This window comes from Oceanihabitans sp. IOP_32, from assembly GCF_009498295.1.
Classification (GTDB): Bacteria; Bacteroidota; Bacteroidia; order Flavobacteriales; family Flavobacteriaceae; genus Wocania; species Wocania indica.
In genome coordinates, this window is record NZ_CP040813.1 from 2965136 (window position 1) to 2983752 (window position 18617).

Annotated in this window: 20 protein-coding genes; 6 read left to right on the forward strand and 14 right to left on the reverse strand. The window is 33.0% G+C overall.

Features of this window, described 5'->3' with window-relative positions; genetic code table 11:
- Positions 1 to 105: 105 nt before the first annotated feature.
- The 7 genes from FEZ18_RS12420 to rsfS form a co-directional block, all read right to left on the reverse strand.
- Entirely contained in the window at positions 106 to 846 is a 741-nt protein-coding gene (locus tag FEZ18_RS12420) for a YoaK family protein (protein ID WP_153268611.1), read from the reverse strand.
- Positions 847 to 968: 122 nt separating this feature from the next.
- A complete protein-coding gene (locus FEZ18_RS12425; RefSeq protein WP_153268612.1) occupies positions 969 to 1235 on the reverse strand; it encodes an acyl-CoA-binding protein in 267 nt (88 codons plus the stop codon).
- Positions 1228 to 1884 (reverse strand): phosphatidylserine decarboxylase family protein, encoded by a 657-nt coding sequence (locus tag FEZ18_RS12430; protein ID WP_153268613.1) that lies wholly within the window; start codon positions 1882 to 1884, stop codon positions 1228 to 1230. Before FEZ18_RS12430 ends, FEZ18_RS12425 begins: the two co-directional genes overlap by 8 nt.
- Positions 1874 to 2695, reverse strand: coding sequence for a phosphatidate cytidylyltransferase (locus tag FEZ18_RS12435; protein ID WP_153268614.1), 822 nt, complete (start codon positions 2693 to 2695; stop codon positions 1874 to 1876). Before FEZ18_RS12435 ends, FEZ18_RS12430 begins: the two co-directional genes overlap by 11 nt.
- Positions 2696 to 2701: 6 nt before the next feature.
- Positions 2702 to 3310 (reverse strand): LUD domain-containing protein, encoded by a 609-nt coding sequence (locus FEZ18_RS12440; protein ID WP_153268615.1) that lies wholly within the window; start codon positions 3308 to 3310, stop codon positions 2702 to 2704.
- A gap of 129 nt (positions 3311 to 3439) precedes the next feature.
- On the reverse strand, positions 3440 to 5446 hold the full coding sequence (gene ftsH, locus FEZ18_RS12445; RefSeq protein ID WP_153268616.1) for an ATP-dependent zinc metalloprotease FtsH: 2007 nt from the start codon (positions 5444 to 5446) through the stop codon (positions 3440 to 3442).
- 6 nt (positions 5447 to 5452) lie between these two features.
- Complete coding sequence (gene rsfS, locus FEZ18_RS12450) at positions 5453 to 5824, reverse strand: ribosome silencing factor (protein ID WP_153268617.1); 372 nt, start codon at positions 5822 to 5824, stop codon at positions 5453 to 5455.
- Between the two features lie 93 nt (positions 5825 to 5917).
- On the opposite strand from rsfS, the gene FEZ18_RS12455 reads away from it, so the two are divergent.
- Positions 5918 to 6646, forward strand: a complete 729-nt coding sequence (locus FEZ18_RS12455; RefSeq protein WP_153268618.1) for a biotin--[acetyl-CoA-carboxylase] ligase — start codon at positions 5918 to 5920, stop codon at positions 6644 to 6646.
- Here FEZ18_RS12455 and FEZ18_RS12460 read toward each other — a convergent pair.
- Together FEZ18_RS12460 and pyrE are read right to left on the reverse strand one after the other, a co-directional pair.
- Positions 6643 to 7038 (reverse strand): SRPBCC family protein, encoded by a 396-nt coding sequence (locus FEZ18_RS12460; protein WP_153268619.1) that lies wholly within the window; start codon positions 7036 to 7038, stop codon positions 6643 to 6645. The two genes, FEZ18_RS12455 and FEZ18_RS12460, sit on opposite strands and share 4 nt — an antisense overlap.
- 74 nt (positions 7039 to 7112) lie before the next feature.
- Positions 7113 to 7757 carry an orotate phosphoribosyltransferase gene (gene pyrE / locus FEZ18_RS12465; RefSeq protein ID WP_153268620.1) on the reverse strand — a complete coding sequence of 215 codons (645 nt, stop codon included), beginning with the start codon at positions 7755 to 7757 and terminating at the stop codon, positions 7113 to 7115.
- Positions 7758 to 7885: 128 nt separating this feature from the next.
- Here pyrE and FEZ18_RS12470 point away from each other — a divergent pair, with 128 nt between their 5' ends.
- Positions 7886 to 8467, forward strand: a complete 582-nt coding sequence (locus tag FEZ18_RS12470; RefSeq protein WP_153268621.1) for an NUDIX hydrolase — start codon at positions 7886 to 7888, stop codon at positions 8465 to 8467.
- A 96-nt stretch (positions 8468 to 8563) separates the two neighbouring features.
- Here the strand turns inward: FEZ18_RS12470 and yajC are convergent, their stop codons facing one another.
- From yajC to nusB, 3 genes are all read right to left on the reverse strand, one after another.
- The gene (gene yajC / locus FEZ18_RS12475; protein WP_153268622.1) at positions 8564 to 8860 is read right to left on the reverse strand and encodes a preprotein translocase subunit YajC; all 297 of its coding nucleotides are present in this window, start codon (positions 8858 to 8860) and stop codon (positions 8564 to 8566) included.
- A gap of 110 nt (positions 8861 to 8970) precedes the next feature.
- On the reverse strand, positions 8971 to 9444 hold the full coding sequence (locus tag FEZ18_RS12480) for a DUF1573 domain-containing protein (protein ID WP_153268623.1): 474 nt from the start codon (positions 9442 to 9444) through the stop codon (positions 8971 to 8973).
- Positions 9445 to 9524: 80 nt separating this feature from the next.
- The gene (gene nusB / locus FEZ18_RS12485; protein ID WP_228122932.1) at positions 9525 to 10469 is read right to left on the reverse strand and encodes a transcription antitermination factor NusB; all 945 of its coding nucleotides are present in this window, start codon (positions 10467 to 10469) and stop codon (positions 9525 to 9527) included.
- Between the two features lie 268 nt (positions 10470 to 10737).
- Between nusB and FEZ18_RS12490 the strand changes: the two genes are divergently transcribed.
- The 4 genes from FEZ18_RS12490 (at position 10738) to FEZ18_RS12505 (ending at position 16303) form a co-directional block, all read left to right on the forward strand.
- Positions 10738 to 12501: an ABC transporter ATP-binding protein gene (locus tag FEZ18_RS12490; RefSeq protein ID WP_153268625.1), complete on the forward strand. Its 1764-nt coding sequence runs from the start codon at positions 10738 to 10740 to the stop codon at positions 12499 to 12501.
- 158 nt (positions 12502 to 12659) lie between these two features.
- Positions 12660 to 13043, forward strand: coding sequence for a PUR family DNA/RNA-binding protein (locus tag FEZ18_RS12495; RefSeq protein WP_153268626.1), 384 nt, complete (start codon positions 12660 to 12662; stop codon positions 13041 to 13043).
- Positions 13044 to 13124: 81 nt separating this feature from the next.
- Positions 13125 to 15629 carry a M14 family metallopeptidase gene (locus FEZ18_RS12500; RefSeq protein WP_153268627.1) on the forward strand — a complete coding sequence of 835 codons (2505 nt, stop codon included), beginning with the start codon at positions 13125 to 13127 and terminating at the stop codon, positions 15627 to 15629.
- A 116-nt stretch (positions 15630 to 15745) separates the two neighbouring features.
- Entirely contained in the window at positions 15746 to 16303 is a 558-nt protein-coding gene (locus tag FEZ18_RS12505) for a thioredoxin family protein (RefSeq protein ID WP_153268628.1), read from the forward strand.
- A 216-nt stretch (positions 16304 to 16519) separates the two neighbouring features.
- On the opposite strand, the gene FEZ18_RS12510 is transcribed toward FEZ18_RS12505, so the two are convergent.
- Together FEZ18_RS12510 and FEZ18_RS12515 are read right to left on the reverse strand one after the other, a co-directional pair.
- The gene (locus FEZ18_RS12510; protein ID WP_153266853.1) at positions 16520 to 17875 is read right to left on the reverse strand and encodes a transposase; all 1356 of its coding nucleotides are present in this window, start codon (positions 17873 to 17875) and stop codon (positions 16520 to 16522) included.
- A gap of 223 nt (positions 17876 to 18098) precedes the next feature.
- Positions 18099 to 18518, reverse strand: a complete 420-nt coding sequence (locus tag FEZ18_RS12515) for a hypothetical protein (RefSeq protein WP_153268629.1) — start codon at positions 18516 to 18518, stop codon at positions 18099 to 18101.
- Between the last annotated feature and the right edge of the window lie 99 nt (positions 18519 to 18617).

The window sequence follows — 18617 nt, forward strand, 5'->3', positions numbered from 1 at the left end:
ACAAAAACTTTAATCGATTGATTTAAAAGCTATTATAAACTTCAGAATAAAATATTGTATAAAATTAACTTGATTTACAATTAATTAAAAAAATTTAGAATAGTCCTATATTTTTCTTCGCTCTTTATACTCTTTTAGTCTTTTAATTAGGGCATCCTCCATGTCGTCATAGAGCAAACTTAAAAGTAAGATTAGCCCGCCAAAAATTAAAGTGTTTATTTTTAAGTTTAACTCCGAATAAAAATAACCTCCAATAAAGCCTCCTAAAAAAAAGAAGGATATAATATAAATTCTTAATTTAATATTGGATTTTAGCTGCGTTCTATTGGTGTATAATTTTGGAAAGAAAAGTTGAGACAGTTCAATGCCTAAATCGGTAAATAAGCCTGTTAGGTGTGTTGTTCTCACTACAGCATTTGATATTTTGGTTACAAAGGAATTCTGAAGTCCCATAGCAAAAAGTAACAAACAAACAACTATATCAGTATATTTTAACGCTATAAAATTACTTAGTAGACCGATTGAAATTAAAATCAAACATTCAATTAATATGGGTATAAAATATACGTTTAATCGTTTGTTCTCTTTGAATTTTGCAATAAGAAAACCAGAAAAAAAAGAACCAAAAAGAAATGAAAAGATATACAGAAAATAGACAGTACCTCGCCAGAACTTCAAATTAGCAACGTCGTTAATGAATAGCGCAAAATGCCCGGTTACATTGGTTGTTAGTTGGTTATAAGCCAAAAACCCCGTCACATTTACTATCCCAGCCACAATAGAAAGCACAGATGCTATTCGAATATTATGCTGTAAAGTCCTATTTTCTCCTTGGTGTCTAAACATCTTACTTCCAATTACTTCAGTCTATAGAATTCAGCATTAGCTTTGTATCTAAAAACAGCAAGTATTGGAATGTGCTATGCCATTATCGCTTTATTTTAGATAAACAAAAATGTAAAAAAAGTTTACTTCCGGTATAAAAAATAATCATTTACCAAGGTAATGTATTCTTTTTTTGCTTGTTCTTTGCTAATATTTTTTGCTTGAAATAATGCATTAGTTTTAAATGCGTTAATTATGGGTTTTTTACTCTGTGGAGGACCATAATCGTCTGTTGCTCTTTTATAGAAAGCATATAACTTTAAAAGCGTATCAGCAGGAAAAAGACCAGTGTACGAATTTACTCGGTTTACGGCTTCTAAAAACTCTATATCTAACTTTTTATTACTCATTAATTTCTGCAATTATACTTTCCCCACCTCTAACTTTCTGGTTAAGTTTAACTTTAATTTTGGTATCAATGGGTAAAAACAAATCTACTCGCGATCCAAATTTTATAAATCCAGAATCTGCGCCTTGCTGTGCTTGGTCGTTTTGTTTGGCGTAATTTACAATACGTTTGGCTAGTGCACCAGCAATTTGCCTGTAAAGAACTTTACCATAAGTTTTATTTTCTACAACTACAGTTGTTCGTTCGTTTTCTTCACTGGCCTTAGGATGCCAAGCCACTAAAAATTTTCCAGGATGGTATTTACTAAATACAACCTCACCGCTAATAGGGTATCGTGTTACATGCACATTTATTGGGGACATAAATACACTTACTTGAATTCGGTTTTCTTTGAAATACTCCTTCTCGAAAACTTCTTCAATAACAACCACTTTACCATCTACTGGAGCAAGTACTTGTTTATCATTAGGTTTTGTATGGCGTTTGGGATTTCTAAAAAATTGGAGCACAATTATTAAAAAAGCTAATATTAACACTAAAATAAGTGTTCTTAACCAATAAATAGAGACAAAACTGTCTACTAGAAAGAATAACGATACAACAATTACGAGTGTTGCAAAAATAATTTTATGACCTTCTTTATGAAACATATTGTATAATTCTTAAAAATAAATATATAAATGGAGCGGCGAAAATAATACTATCTAGTCTATCTAACAAACCGCCATGTCCTGGCATAATATTGCCGCTATCTTTAACATTAGATTGTCGCTTAAATTTAGATTCTACTAAATCTCCTAGGGTGCCAAAAACACTAATAATAAGGCTTAAAATAAGCCAGTGCACCATAGTTAATGTCTCGGTAAAGGTAGCAATAAAATAACTTGTAATAAAGGAAAAAAATAAACCGCCTAAAAAGCCCTCTATGGTTTTTTTGGGTGAAATACTTTCAAATAATTTATGTCTTCCAAAATTTTTTCCAACCAAATAAGCAAAGGAATCGTTAACCCAAACTAAAATAAAAGAACTTAAAAGAACAATGGGGTTAAAAACAGAGGAGTAATTTGCAATTAATACCAAAAACACAAAAGGGGCCGATGCATAAAGTGTCGTGTATATGTAGGCTTTAAATTTAGAGTACTTTTTTGTTTTTGTTGAAAACAAATTTTGAATTAGTAAGAGTTGCACCAAAATGGTCGCTGATAATAAAATTAGTGAAGCTTCGTTTAGTCCAACTTGGCTTTTAAATAGATATGGCCAATAGCCAAAGATGAGATAAAGCAGACTGAAATTGACATAAAAAAAATAGCTTTTAACCTGTGTGAGTTTTTGAAATTCTGCAATACAAATTAAACCAAAAATAAAGAACAGAATGATTACAGCATGTGCATTAAATAAGCTACCTATTAACAAAATAACGTAGAGCAAACCAGAGGCTGCCCGTATTAAAGTTTCTCTCATATCTGTTTATAAATCCTCTAGAAGGAGTAAGTAAAGGTTTTTTGCACTACTGCCGTAACTTAAGAAATCTTTATCTTCTTCAGACTTGAAATGTTTTATTGCAGTGATATTAGTTGGGATTTTGGTTTTGTTTTTAGCTTTTATGCCGCGTAGCCCTTCACCTATACTTTCTACAATCTGGCTGGTGGTTGCAAATACAATGAAATTTACAGGAAGCTCGATGAGTCTTTTTTCAAATATTTGTTTGGATGAAATTAAAAGAGAGCCATCGTTAGCAATTAAATTTTCGCAGGTGGTTAAGAAAAATGTAGACTCGCTTAATTGGGAAGTTATTTTTAAATCACAATCTTTAAATTTATCCTTCAAATACGCATTCAACAAAAGTACTTTTTTATTTTTCCACTGGTTTTCAAGAAGTATACTTTCTAAATTTTTAAAAACTTCGTTTAAATCTTCACAATATAAGAATTTACCACCATTGGCTTTAAAATTTATAGTAAACCTTTCATCTATAGGTAATTTTATCTCTGGCATGTATTTACCTCTATCGTCAGATTTTATTTCTTTCTGTTCGCTATCGGACTTTTTACCAAAAATTTTTCTGAAAAGACTCATTTAAAATATTACTATTAGCTTGTTTCTTTGAACTTATCAAATATAAAAAATCTTAAACTAAACTAAGGTTTAATTTAAGATTTTTACTAAAAGGCTATTTATAATAAAGCAAGCTTAAGGCTTCATTCGTCATTCTGGACTATCGTGTTTTATAGATTCTTCTTCTTGTCCTGCTTCTTGTTCTACTGTGTTATTAGTAGCCGTTTTTACTTCAGTGTTTTTAATAGGCGTCTCTTTTTCAAAAGGACGTTTCCCAAATATTTTCTCAAGATTATCTTTAAAAATAACTTCTTTTTCTAAAAGCACTTCGGCAAGTTCTGTTAACTTGTCTTTGTTTTCTTCAAGAATTTTAATTGCCCTTTGATATTGTTCTTCTATAATAGCAGATATCTCGTCGTCGATTAACTCTGCGGTTTTTTCAGAATAGGGTTTCGAGAAACCAAATTCGTTTTGTCCGGAAGAGTCATAATAAGTTAAGTTACCTACTTTATCGCTAAGACCGTAAACGGTCACCATAGCACGTGCTTGTTTGGTAACTTTTTCTAAATCGCTTAAAGCGCCAGTAGAAATTTTATCGAATATTACTTTTTCTGCAGCACGACCGCCAAGGGCAGCACACATCTCGTCAAGCATTTGCTCGGTTCGAACAATTAAACGTTCTTCTGGTAAATACCAAGCGGCACCTAATGATCGGCCACGAGGCACAATAGTTACTTTAACTAAAGGTGCAGCGTGCTCAAGCATCCAGCTTACAACGGCGTGTCCGGCTTCATGAAAAGCAACTGCTTTTTTCTCGCTTAGTGTAATAATTTTATTTTTCTTTTCTAGACCACCAATAATTCTATCAACAGCGTCTAAAAAGTCCTGTTTGTCCACTGCTTTTTTGCCATTTCTGGCTGCAATTAGGGCCGCTTCGTTACAAACGTTAGCGATATCGGCACCAGAGAAACCTGGAGTTTGTTTTGATAGAAAATCTAAATCTAAATTCTCTGCTTTTTTTAGCGGACGTAAATGGACTTCGAAAATTTCTTTACGTTCGCGTACATCTGGTAAATCGACATAAATTTGTCTGTCGAATCGACCAGCACGCATCAAGGCTTTATCAAGAATATCGGCTCTGTTGGTTGCAGCAAGCACAATAACGTTTGTGTTCGTACCAAAACCATCCATTTCGGTTAATAATTGGTTTAAGGTGTTTTCTCGCTCGTCGTTACTTCCAGACATCGCGTTTTTACCTCTTGCACGCCCAATAGCATCTATCTCGTCTATAAATATTATTGATGGTGATTTTTCTTTAGCTTGCTTAAACAAGTCACGTACTCGTGATGCACCAACCCCAACAAACATCTCCACAAAGTCTGAACCAGATAAAGAAAAGAACGGTACTTGAGCTTCACCAGCTACTGCTTTTGCTAATAATGTTTTACCCGTTCCTGGAGGTCCTACAAGTAAGGCACCTTTAGGTATTTTACCTCCTAGAGTTGTGTATTTTTCAGGAAACTTTAAAAAGTCTACAATCTCTTGAACTTCTTCTTTAGCGCCTTCTAAACCAGCCACATCTTTAAAGCTCGTTTTTACTTTGGTGTTTTGGTCAAAGAGTTTGGCTTTCGATTTTCCAATGTTGAAAATCTGCCCACCAGCACCTCCGCCGGCACCGCCAGACATTCGGCGCATGATAAATACCCAAACACCAATTAAAAGTATAAACGGCAATATGCCTAATAAAAGATCACCCCAAACGTTTTCCTTGGTTTCTAGACTTAGGATATCGTACTTTCCAATGTCCTTTAAATCATTTTCGAAATTTTGAAGATCGCCTATTTCGAACTTATAATTAGGTAACTTCGTTGCCGAGGGTATAAATGTTTTAGGTTTAGAGTTTTTATGTATTTCTTTTTCCTGAGCCTCTCTGGTTAGATAAACTTGAGCCACACGTCGGTTGATAATTTCGACTTTTTCAACGTCGTTATCTTTAGCGTATTTAAAAAACTCGGCCGGTGTTATTGTACCACCGTCTTCATAGCTGCCACTATTTATTAATTGAAATCCTAAAAACAGTGCTAATACAATACCGTAAATCCAGTACGGGCTAAACTTAGGTTTCTTCTCGTTTAAATTTTTATTATCTTTTGCCATATTTTTTTAGTAACTCGTTTCTATAACTGTTGTTTTTGCATCTCCCCAAAGACTTTCAATATCATAATATTCTCGAACCTGTTTTTGAAATACATGTACAACAACATTTACATAATCTATTAACACCCATTCTAGGTTTTCTAAACCTTCGGTGTGCCAAGGATTATCTTTAAGTTCTTTACTTACCTTTTTTTGAATTGAATTTGTAATAGCACTAACTTGTGTATTTGAGTTGCCTTCGCAGATTATAAAATAATCGCAAACGGTGTTTTCAATATCTCTTAAATCTAAAATATTTATTGCTTTACCTTTAACATCTTCAATGCCATCTATTATCACAGATATTAACGCATCTGGACTTGTATTTTCTTTCGTCATTAATTTATTTTAATTTGTGCAAAGTTATTATTTTTTTAGTTCTTTATACTTTAAATTAATCATAAGATTTTTAAGGTTTAAAACAACTTGTAAATGCGTATAATCAAACTTAATGCCATCGACTCTACAAACTCTTATTTAAAGGCCATGCTTTTAAACAAAGTAGTATGCGATTATACCGTAGTTACCGCAAAGTATCAAACAAACGGACGCGGACAAATGGGGACTTCTTGGAATTCTGAAAAGGGGAAGAACCTCATGTTTAGTATGTTTAAGGATTTAAGTAAGCTGGATGTAGAGTATCCGTTTTATATTAGTATGGCGGTTTCTTTAGCGGTTTTAAAGACTTTAAAATCTTTAAATATACCTAAATTAAGTGTAAAATGGCCTAACGACATTTTGTCAGCAGATAAAAAGATTTGTGGTATTTTAATTGAAAATGTCATAAAAGACAAACTTAACTCTACAATTGTGGGTGTTGGAATTAATGTGAATCAAACTAAATTTGGAAACCTTCATCAGGCTTCTTCATTAAAAAACATAACTGGGGTTCATTATAATTTAGATGAAATTTTAAAAAGCATCATCGAAAACACCAAATTCTACTCCAAACTTTTACAAGATGGGGGGCAAGAAGAAGTTAAGGATACGTACGAAATGAATTTATTTAGAAAAAATAAACCTTCAACATTTAAAAATGCCGAAGGTGTGTATTTCTCTGGATTTATTGTTGGTGTTACCAGGTATGGTGAGCTAAAAGTTTTATTAGAAGACGAAATTCTTAAAACATTCGATCTTAAAGAAGTCACTTTAATGTATTAAATGGACTCTGGGATGCGTGTTGCTAAGGTTTCAATAAATTTACTTATTGGTCCTTTAATCATCATCGCCATCATAGGATTAAAGTCTCCACTAAATTGCAATTGCACTTCGCTAGAATTATTTTCTGTCTCAACAATATGTCCAACCAACGAGAAATCTAACTTCCCGCCAGCTGCACCCAAAACAATTTTATTTGGGGCTATAACTTCTTTCTTTTTTAATACAATTTCGGGCATGCCTTTTAGGGCAAAAAGAAATTTATCGGTATCTAAAACTTCAAATTTGCTGATATTTTCTGGCATTAAAGATTCGAAATTCTTTATATCGGCTAAGAAATCGAACACTTCTTGAGGTGATTTACTTACGTTTATTTTTGATGATTCTAAATTCATAATAGTGTTTAGTTTTGCTACTAGTTCGTGTGTGTACTTGATTAGAGTTTTAAACTAAAAAGACTTCTTTTTTATCATTCTGCAGTCCATTCGCTTGGATTGGTATTCCATTCTGCTAAAATCTCTAACTCTTTTTGCGAGATATAATTAGTTGCTAAAGCTTGTTCTAGTAAGTTTTCGTAATTGCTTAAGGTTAGCAATTCTATGTTTTCTTTTTTAAAATTTTCTAAAGCCACATTAAAGCCATAAGAGAAAATGGCAATCATACCTTTTACCTTTATGTTAGCGTCTTTTAAAGCCTTAACAGCATTTAAACTACTTTTACCCGTGCTTATTAAATCTTCGATAACGACCACATTCTGACCATTTTCGATATAGCCTTCAATTTGGTTTTTACGTCCGTGCCCCTTGGCATCTGGTCTTACGTAAATAAAAGGTAAACCCAAATATTCTGCCACTAAAATGCCAATCCCAATGGCACCAGTAGCAACTCCTGCAATAACATCGGGTTTACCGTAATGTTTTTCGATTTGCTTGGCCATGACTTCTCGTATATAATTACGAATAGGCGGATAAGACAACACAATTCGGTTGTCACAATAAATAGGTGATTTCCATCCCGAGGCCCAGGTAAAAGGCTCTTTCGGACTAAGTTTTATGGCATTGACTTGCAATAAAACTTCGGCGGTTTTTCTAGCAGTATCTTTATTAAAAATCATACGCAAATCTAAGCATAAATTTATTTTTATTTAAAGGAACAACCACGAATAAAATAATTTTTTTTAACAGGGGTTAAAATGTGTTTAAAAATGATATTTTTACCCCCACTAAATGAAGTACAAATTATATGCACAAAATTTTTTTTAACGATAAGCCTATTATTTTAACTACCAAACTAGAGCAGGAGGAAGGCTTTAAAAATTACTTGCTTAAAACGGTAGATATGGGTGAAGTTATTAGAAAGCTCAATAAATCGAAGGTTAAAGCTGTACGACTTATTGGTAAGAATGAAGATAAGTTACTTCGAAAATTTTTAAAAAAGCTCCCCAATGTGGTTGCCGGTGGGGGTAAGGTGTACAATGATCGTGGCGAGATTTTATTTATTTACCGAAACAATAAATGGGACTTACCCAAAGGCAAAATAGAGGGTAACGAAACTATTGAAAGCACGGCTATTCGTGAGGTTACTGAAGAGACTGGTGTTTGCGGTTTGGAAATTACTAAACCGTTAGAAACGACCTATCATATTTTTAAACGTAACGGACGATATAAAATAAAAATTACCTATTGGTTTGAAATGAAAACTAGTTTTAAGGGCAATTTGTATGCTCAAGAAGAGGAGGGTATTACTAAAGTAGAATGGCTGGACAAAGCACAGGTTGAAAAAGCATTAGAAAATAGTTATGCAAACATAAAATTATTGATTTAGATGTTTTTTCCTCTGGAACACATGCCATGTTTATTAACTAAAAACAAAACGCCTGAAAAAAATTTCAGGCGTTTTGTTTTGTAGTATAAGGGTTGTTTATTTTGTCTTTTCTACAGATGTTGGGTTTAATTTACTGCTCATTTCCATAGAAATTGCAGAACGGTCAAATTTTATTTTACCAGACATAGTTTCTATTACACAACTATTATCTTTATCGTTTAATTCTAAAATTTTACCGTGCATACCACTTTTTGTGATTATTTTATCACCGCGTTTTAGTTCGGCAGCAAACTTTTTTTCTTTTTTAGCGCGTTTCATTTGCGGTGCAATCATAAAAAAATATATAACTACAAACATTAATACAAATGGCATAAATTGTCCTAAATCTCCCATTAAAATTGTTTTTATTTAATTTATTATTAGTTCTGGTTATGACCTTCGTGGTCATATTCTTGTAATAGACTTATCTTATCTTATCTTAGTTGCTAGGCGATGCATCAACTTTAAGAATTGTCGGCCGCAGATACATTAGGGTCTGGCTTAACAAAAGCCGATATTTTAACCACTTCTGTACCTTTTTCTGTGTTCGTTGTAAGTGTTACTGTTTTTGTTATTTTATTTTGACCTACGCCATTAAATTTTACAGTAAACTCTCCAGAATCTCCCGGTGCTAAAGGTTCTTTGCTCCAATCTTCTGGTACGGTACAACCGCAAGAACTTTTAATTCCAGTAATTACTAAAGGAGCATTACCCGTGTTTTTGTATTTAAAAACGGTTTCTACATTCTTTTTTGCTTCAATTTCACCAAAATCGTGTTCTGTTTTATCAAACTCTAATTTTGGATATTTTGAAGAGGCCGCGTCTCTTTCTGCAGCAGCTTTTAAATTTGTTTCTTCAATTTTATTAACTGCATTATCTTTACAAGATGTAAGCGCAATTAAACACAGTGCGCTAAGTCCTAATACTATTTTTTTCATTTTTAAATGTTTTCTTTTGCAGCAAAAATAGCAAATATTTTTTCGATTAAAAGGTTTTAATAACGCATCTTAGTGCGAAATTACATTAAACCCCGGCCTATTTTGTTTAAATTGCCATTGACCGTATATTCTTTTACCAACTTATCTAAAATACCGTTTATAAAAATACTACTTTTAGGAGTAGAATATTCTTTCGCAATTTCCAGATATTCATTTATCGTTACTTTTACGGGAATAGAAGAGAAGTGCTGCAACTCGCAGATTGCCATTTGTAGCAAAACATAATCTACATTTGCAATACGATCGGCATCCCAGTTTTGGGTTTTTAGCTCTATCTCTTTATTAATTGCCGATTTATTTAATAAGGTTTTTTTAAACAAATTTATTGCAAATTGTTTGTCCTCAAGGTCTTTGTATAGTTTAGGAGTAAAATGAGCGTCGTCAGAGCTATGTTTTACTTTTCGTAATAATTTTAAAATGGTTGTGTTTACTGTAGGAAGATCGTCTAGCCAAGTCAGGTTTTTATCTTCCATATAATCGTAGAGTTTATCGTTTGGCGCAATAATTTCTTTGAAGACATCTACTATAAACTCTTTATCTTCTTTAAAGCTAGAAACTTTAGTTTGCATATAGTCGGTGTACAAATCACTAGATATAATGTCTTTAAAGATAATGTCTACATACTCGTCATCGAGATTCCAATTGTTTATTTTATGCTGTTCAAATAGAGCTTGAAGTTGTGCATTGCCTTTAAGCATAAGCAATACTTCATTGTTCACAAACTTCTTGTTAGGGTCTTTATCTTCTTTGGTAGCTAGATGTTTATTTTGTTTTTTTTGTAAATTACTGGCTGCTTTTTTTTGTACTTCAACCATTAAAGCCATTAGCAGTAGGTACAAATTATACATATTATCGATGCTGTAGAGCAAAAACTTTTGGTCTTTACTAAAGTCAGCACTTTCCCCACCTTTAAACGCATATAAGGTTTGCATTACTTTTACGCGAATATGTCTTCTGTTTAACATCATTTTACAAAGAACTTTAAAATTTAAAACGAAAGTTATTAGTTTTTCGAGCGGCAAAAATAATATTATTTTCATAATAATAGCTAGCATATCTAAACTATTTATGGCAATATTATTTTAGTTGGTTTCGCTATTAATCAGCAAAAACTAAAATTGATTAATGGTTTTAATCTTTTATCTTTGTTGTGGTGAAAAGCATTAAGCTTTTTTTCTTGTTTATTACAAACAAACCAGTTTTATTAAAAGCGTTATCGCATTAAACCTATAAATGAAAGAACTTCAGCATTTAAACAAATACTTTTTAAAATATAAAACCAACCTGATTATAGGGGCTATAATTACTATTGTTGCAAGAATTTTTTTATTGTTTACACCGCGTTATGTAAAAGAAATTTTTGTTGCCATAGAGCGGTATTCAGAAAATCTTATTTCTGAAGATGTTTTTAAGTTTGAATTAACACAGGCTATTCTCTATATATTGGGTGCGGCTTTAATTGCTGGTATTCTTACTTTTTTTATGCGTCAAACCATGATTACCGTGTCGCGATATATTGAATACGATTTAAAAAACGAAATTTTTGCGCAATACCTGCGGCTCTCTTTAAATTTCTACAAACAGAATAGAACAGGTGATCTCATGAATCGTATTACTGAAGATGTCACGCGTGTTCGAACCTACACTGGGCCAGCTTTAATGTATAGTATTAATACGTTTACCCTTTTTGTTATCGTATTAATTTACATGTTTAGTACCGCCCCAAAGTTGGCCTTATACACCATTGTTCCATTACCTGTATTATCTGTTGTAATATATAGTTTAAGTAAAGAAATCCATAAGCGCAGTACTATAGTACAACAGTATTTATCTAAACTTTCAACGTACACACAAGAATCTTTTAGTGGAATTTCAGTTATTAAAGCTTACGGTATCGAGCCTTTAACCTCTAAAACCTTTAAAACACTTTCTAGTGCAAGTAAGGAAAAGCAGATTAATTTAGCTAAAGTTCAAGCGCTGTTTTTTCCTATGATGGTCTTACTTATTGGGACTAGTAATTTATTAGTTATTTACATTGGAGGTTTACAGTATATAAACGGAGAGATAGAAAGCTTAGGGGTTATTGCAGAATTTATAATTTACGTGAACATGCTTACTTGGCCTGTGGCAACTGTGGGTTGGGTAACTTCAATTGTACAGCAAGCTGAAGCCTCCCAGAAACGTATTAATGAGTTTTTAAAGATCGTTCCAGAAATAAGAAATAATACGGAGGGCTCGACAGAAATAAGTGGAAATATTGTTTTCAATAACGTGAATTTTACCTATGCCGACACTAATGTGCAAGCTTTAAAACAGGTTAGTTTTAGTATTGATGAAGGGCAAACACTGGCCATTTTAGGAAAAACGGGTTCTGGTAAAACGACAATTCTAGACTTAATAGGAAGACTTTATGATGTGGATTCGGGGCCTATAACTCTTGGTAATACCGAGATAAAGGAACTTAATCTTATCGATTTACGAAATAGTATTGGATACGTTCCTCAAGATGCCTTTTTATTTTCAGATACCATAAGAAACAATATACAGTTTGGTAAAGAAAACGCTACCCAAGCAGAGGTTATTGCTGCTGCAAAAAATGCGCAGGTGCACAGTAATATTAGTAACTTTAGTAAGGGCTACGATACCGTTTTAGGTGAGCGGGGTATTACATTGTCTGGAGGTCAAAAGCAACGAGTATCAATAGCACGAGCGATTATTAAAGACCCTAAAATTTTATTGTTTGATGATTGCCTATCTGCCGTAGATACCGAAACCGAAGAGAAAATACTTAAGAATTTAAATAAATTATCAAAGGGGAAAACCACCATAATTGTCAGCCATAGAATCTCTGCATCAAAAAATGCAGACAAAATTATAGTGTTAGATGCTGGTAAAATTGTTCAAGAAGGAACTCACGATACTTTGGTAAATACTGAAGGATATTACAAAGATTTGTACTTAAAACAAATTAGCGAATCGCACTCTAAAAAGCATTAGAACATCTCATTTTTAATGATATAGCTCGTTTTTTTAATCGATTAACCGCATTAAAAAGAGCTATTTTAAAAAGAAAATTCATTATTTGTTGGTTAATAGATGTTTTTTTTAGATTTTTGATTCAAATAATTTACAATTCTATAAATTTTTAAACAATTATGAATATTAATGATATGATGGAGAAAGAGGAAATTTTTTCTAAAGTGCTAAGAGCTGGAAGACGTACATATTTTTTTGATGTAAGAGCAACAAAGGCGGAAGATTATTATCTTACTATCACAGAAAGTAAAAAGTTTACAAATGATGATGGCTCATTTCATTACAAAAAGCATAAAATATATATCTACAAGGAAGATTTTGCAGAGTTTAAAGATATTCTTGCTGAAATGACGGATTATATTATTAAAGAGAAAGGTGATGAAGTGATAAGTGAGCGTCATCAAAAAGATTTTAAAAAAGAATTCGATAATGCCCCGGCGACCACAGAAAACGAATTGAAGAGTCCTAGTGACTTCACAGATATAGATTTCGAAGACATTTAATGTAAAGAAACCTTAAAAAGTAAAAACCGTTGCAATTAATTGTAACGGTTTTTTTATATTTAGCGTATAAACTAACTAACCATGAATAAGATTATATTTTTTTTACTAGTAGCGCCTTTAATGGTAATAGCGCAAAACAAAGACTTATCTTACTATCTTCCTCAAGATATAAAATACAACCAGAGTATTCCCACACCAGAAAGTAGTATTGGGTTTCCTGTTGGTAAATGGCACGTCTCGCACGATAAGTTAGTTCAATATATGTATGCCCTAGCCGAAGCATCAGACAGAGTAACCATAGAAGACCGTGGCAAAACTTTTGAGGATAGACCGCTATTATTATTAACAATAACTTCGCCTAAAAACCATCAAAACCTTGAGGCCATTCAAAAAGAACATATTGAGGCCACAAACCGTAATACCGCTGATGTGGCCAATAGACCCATTGTGGTTTACCAAGGCTTCTCAATTCATGGTAATGAACCTAGTGGCTCTAATGCGGCTTTATTGGCAGCCTACTATTTAGCAGCAGCAGAGGGTGATTACATAACTGAATTATTAGATAATACGGTTATTTTGCTTGATCCTTGTTATAATCCCGACGGTTTACAGCGTTTTGCGTATTGGGCAAACACGAATAAAAATATAAACTTAAATCCAGATCCAAACGATAGAGAATATAGTGAGGTTTGGCCAGGAGGTAGAACAAATCATTATTGGTTTGATATGAACCGAGATTGGTTGCCTACGCAATTGCCAGAATCGAGAGCGAGAATTAAAACATTTCATAAGTGGCTACCTAATATTTTAACCGATCACCATGAGATGGGAACCAATGCTACGTTTTTCTTTCAGCCTGGTATTCCTTCAAGAACACATCCGCTAACCCCCAAATTTAACCAAGAACTCACACGAAGAATCGCCGATTTTCATGCCGAAGCCTTAGATAAGATTGGATCTTTATATTACAGCGAAGAAAGTTTCGATGATTTTTATTACGGTAAAGGGTCGACATTTCCAGATATAAATGGCAGTATCGGGATTCTGTTCGAACAAGCCAGCTCGAGAGGTCATATGCAAGAAAGCGAAAATGGTATTTTAACTTTTCCTTTTACTATTAGAAATCAGCTTACTACGGCCTTGTCGACCTTGAAGGCGGCAAAGCATATGCGTGAAGTTATTTTAAACTACCAACACGATTTTTATAAAAAAGCTAGACAAGAAGCGGCAAAACAAGCATCTAAAGCTATCGTTTTTGGTGACGAAAAAGATGCTGCAAAAACCTATCATTTAGCAGAAATACTAAATAGACATAACATTAAATTCCATGACATAAAGCAAGATTTTACTGTAAATGGAAAGCGTTTTAAAAAAGGATACAGTTATATAGTTCCTAAAAATCAGAAAAACACGCGATTAATCAATGCCATGTTTGAAACCCGTACTACGTTTCAAGATAGTATCTTCTACGATATTTCAGCCTGGTCTTTTCCACTGGCGTTTAATGTTGATTATGCCGAAAATGTCTCAACCAATAATTTAGGAGCCCAAGTTATTAATTTACAACCTAAAGAGGGCCATGTGTCTAGTACGAGCAGTTATGCTTATGTCATGGAATGGCATGAATATTACGCACCAAAAGTGCTTAACGAATTATTAAATAAAGGTGTTCGAACAAAAGTGGCCTTAAAAAGGTTTACTATAAATAATAAAGATTACGACTATGGTACATTATTAATTCCAGTGCAAAATCAAGAGTTAAATCAAGCCGAGTTATTTAGTTTTTTAAACAAAATAGCTAAAGAAAGTCATGTACAAATCGATGCTTTAAATACGGGTTTAGCCGAAGGTGTAGATTTAGGCAGTAGAAATTTCAGGACCCTAAAAAAACCAAAGATTGCCTTGTTAGTTGGCAGCGGTATAACATCTTACGATGCTGGAGAAATCTGGCATTTATTCGATACACGTTTTAATATTAAAGCCACAAAGTTAGATACCAAAACGATTGCCCGTGCAGATTTAAATCGATACAATACCATTATTATTCCCAACATGAATTCTCTTAGTAAGTCTAATACTGAAAAGATTAAGACCTGGGTAAAAAATGGAGGAACTGTAATCGGTTACAGAAATACGGTAAAATGGCTTAAAGAACAAAAATTCATTGATTTAGAATTTGAAAAAACCAATATTGAGGCAAAAAATATAAGTTTTGAAGAAAAAAGTGATTTTAAAGGAGCTCAGGTTATTGGCGGTGCTATTTTTGAAGCAAAAATAGACAGATCTCACCCTGTAAATTTTGGTTATAAAAACGACAAGATCTCTTTGTTTAGAAATACTACCGTTTTTATAAAGGCAGATTCTATAAGTTATAACAACCCTATTAAGTATACTAAAAATCCACTTTTAAGCGGGTATATCTCTAAACCAAATTTAGAGTTGTTGTCTGAAACTGTTCCTTTTCAAACCAAAAATTTGGGCAAAGGAAAAGTAATCGCATTTACCGATAATACCAATTTTAGAGCTTTTTGGTATGGTACAAATAAGCTGTTAATGAACGCTGTTTTTTTTAGAAATGAATTATAATGGCCATCGAACAAAATCGGGGAGATCTAAAAAACTTTTCAAAAAGGATGTAATCATATTTTTTGAAAAGTTTTAATAACTTTAAAAATATAACAAAAACGATATAAACCAAAGTCATGGCACAAACACCATCAAATATGTTACCTCTGGAAACAACTGCTCCAGATTTTGAGTTGTTAGATACAGTATCTAATAAGACATTATCGCTTCAAGTTCTTAAAGGGGCAAAAGCGACGGTAATTATGTTTATTTGTAACCACTGTCCGTTTGTAGTACATGTAAATTCTCAATTGGTTTCTATAGCTAACACATACGCAGATAAGGGGGTGTCGTTTATTGCTATTTCTAGCAACGATGTGGTAAATTATCCTCAAGATTCAACTGAGAACATGAAAACGAAGGCAGAGAGCGAAGCTTATCCATTTCCGTATTTGTATGATGAAACTCAAGAAGTAGCAAAAGCTTATCAGGCAGCTTGCACCCCCGATTTTTATGTGTTCGATTCGGCTTTAAAATTAAAATACAGAGGGCAACTAGACGATTCTAGACCAGGCAACAACTTGCCTGTTACAGGAAAAGATCTAAGATATGCGATTGATTGTGTTATCGCTAATAAAGAAAACACAAAAGAACAAAAACCTAGTATAGGCTGTAATATCAAGTGGAAAAAATGAGCCTAAAGTTTTACAGATTGGCGAGTTGAAATTTGGTATTACTGTGCTAAATAGGCACATTCAGAATTTAACCCATGATGAATGTTATCGATAAAAAAAATCCAAGATTTAATTCATTTTTAAGTCTTGGGTTTTCTTTTTTAAGTTTTTGGGTCAAAAATTATATTTTTATTACCGACAAGGCATACTTATCCCATGATGTTTTAACTCTTAAATTTATGCGGCCATCTGGTTTAGATTATTTTGTATTCTCCTACCTATTTCCAGAGCATTGGCGGTATGTATACCAAAGAAGATCCATAGTTTTTCAGTAGCTTTCGTCTTGGCTTTTATTTTTTTGAGATGATAGTGCTCTTTTTCATTTCCAAAACTACCTTCTAGCCTAGTAGCTCGCTCTTTAGCAATTAATGCTTTGAGTTTTTTTTCTTGCTGATAGTTTTTAGGAAGCTTGCCTTTACGCTTGAAGTCCGTCTTGATATTGTTCTTGGTAACAAATTTGCGGTTCATATTGGTGGCATAAATAGCATCGGCTCCTACTATTTTTGTTTTTATTTTTGTAAGCGATTGTGCTTTGTAAATGGTTTTCTTTAATCTTGTACCTTCATTAAAAGCATTGAAATTTAAATGCTCTATAAAGCTGATACCGTCTATTTGCAGCTTGTTTACTTTGGCTCCGAACTCAACAGATTTTACTTCTTTTCCTCTCACTATTGGTCTAAGGTAACTTTTCGCAATACTTACTATTCTGTTTTTTGGTGATACGCCTGTTTCAAAGTATTGCTGTTGCTGCGCATATACTTTTTTGATAGTAGCGACTCTTCTAAAATAAGCTACACGACATTCAAGTTTATAAGAAGTGCGAAGCTCTTTTTCAAAGCCTATAAGCTTATTTAATAGGTGTAATAACGCCCTGGTAAGTGGCTTTCTTTTCTTGTTGGTTTTTCTGCGCATTTTACTAAATCCAAAATAGCGCTTTTTCCATTTTATATACTTGGTGCGCATCATTTTTAAACCTAAAACCTTACAGATTTTTTTTAGCTGCCTATACAACCAATCTACAGCTTCCCATAGGAGCTTTTGAGGCGTGGGATAACGGAGCTCGCTCTCATAGCAGGTGGCATCAACTGTGATTTGATTTTTATTTTCTATATGGGGTCGCCAATGTTTATAAAGTGACTTTTCTAATGCGTCAATCTTGAGTTTTTCTGCCAGTTCACAGCGTATTTGACTAACTATTTTAAAATTCGTAATCCTAGAAAACCCTAAATGAATATCACAAAAAAATTGGTAATCAATATTACTATTGAGCTGTTCTATCAGCTTCCTATCAGAACTGCATGTGTAATGCTTTAAAAACATCAGTGCGATTCTTCCCTTGGGGCTAAAGATCATTTTTGAACCAAATGCTTTTTCTTTAATCTGAAAAGCTTCGACTAAAGATTTCCAGGGAATAGCTAAGTAAATCTTCCCTAGGTCACTCTTTAAAAAACGGGTATAAAACGCATCAAAATTTTCAGTAGCAGATAAAAATGAAAATTCGTGCTGTAATTCACTAATTCTTTGTATTTTCATGATTGTAGATAAAAGAAAACCCCGTTTTTGGCTCTTAATGGCCTTTTTCGGGGTTTTTATTTACTTCAATTTACGAAAAAAATATCGGTTTTACTAAGGTTTTAACGTTTTATGAATGCGCCTAAATAACATGTGTTATTATGGCGGTTAAACCTTTAAAGTCCTGCCATTTATTAATAGGATGAAGTTCTTAAACGAGGAGTAAAACACAGTGTTTTATTTATTATAATATTTCAATAACCCCTTTTCTTATAAAGTTAACAGCTTCAAATATGCTATTAAAATGTTTAATTCTTTTAGCATAAAATAGGCTTTCTAACCTTGTGTTTAAAATGCTTCGTTTGTTTTGAGAAACCACGCAATAAGCCTTTAAAGTGTACTGTTGTTTATAAAATTTTAACCAATCTAAAGGGACTACCGAGTAGGAGTTAATTCTGTTTGAAATAAAGATGACATCTGCTCCATTGGTGTCTAAAAAAGAAAACACATCTTTAGCTATTAATTTCGCTTTTTCCCAATTAAAAACTTGACCTTCATTAATTTCTGAAACTACAAATTCTTTAAATACAAAAACATTGCCAAAGGGATAAGTAAATTCTTTAATTACTTCTGCATATAAATGCGTTTCTTTTATGCTTGTCATCTTACAAATATAAAAATAAGATTTATAAATACTAACAGAAAAACCCTACGTAAGAGTTAAAAAAAAGAGAGTGTTTCGAGTTAGTTGTGATAACCTGTT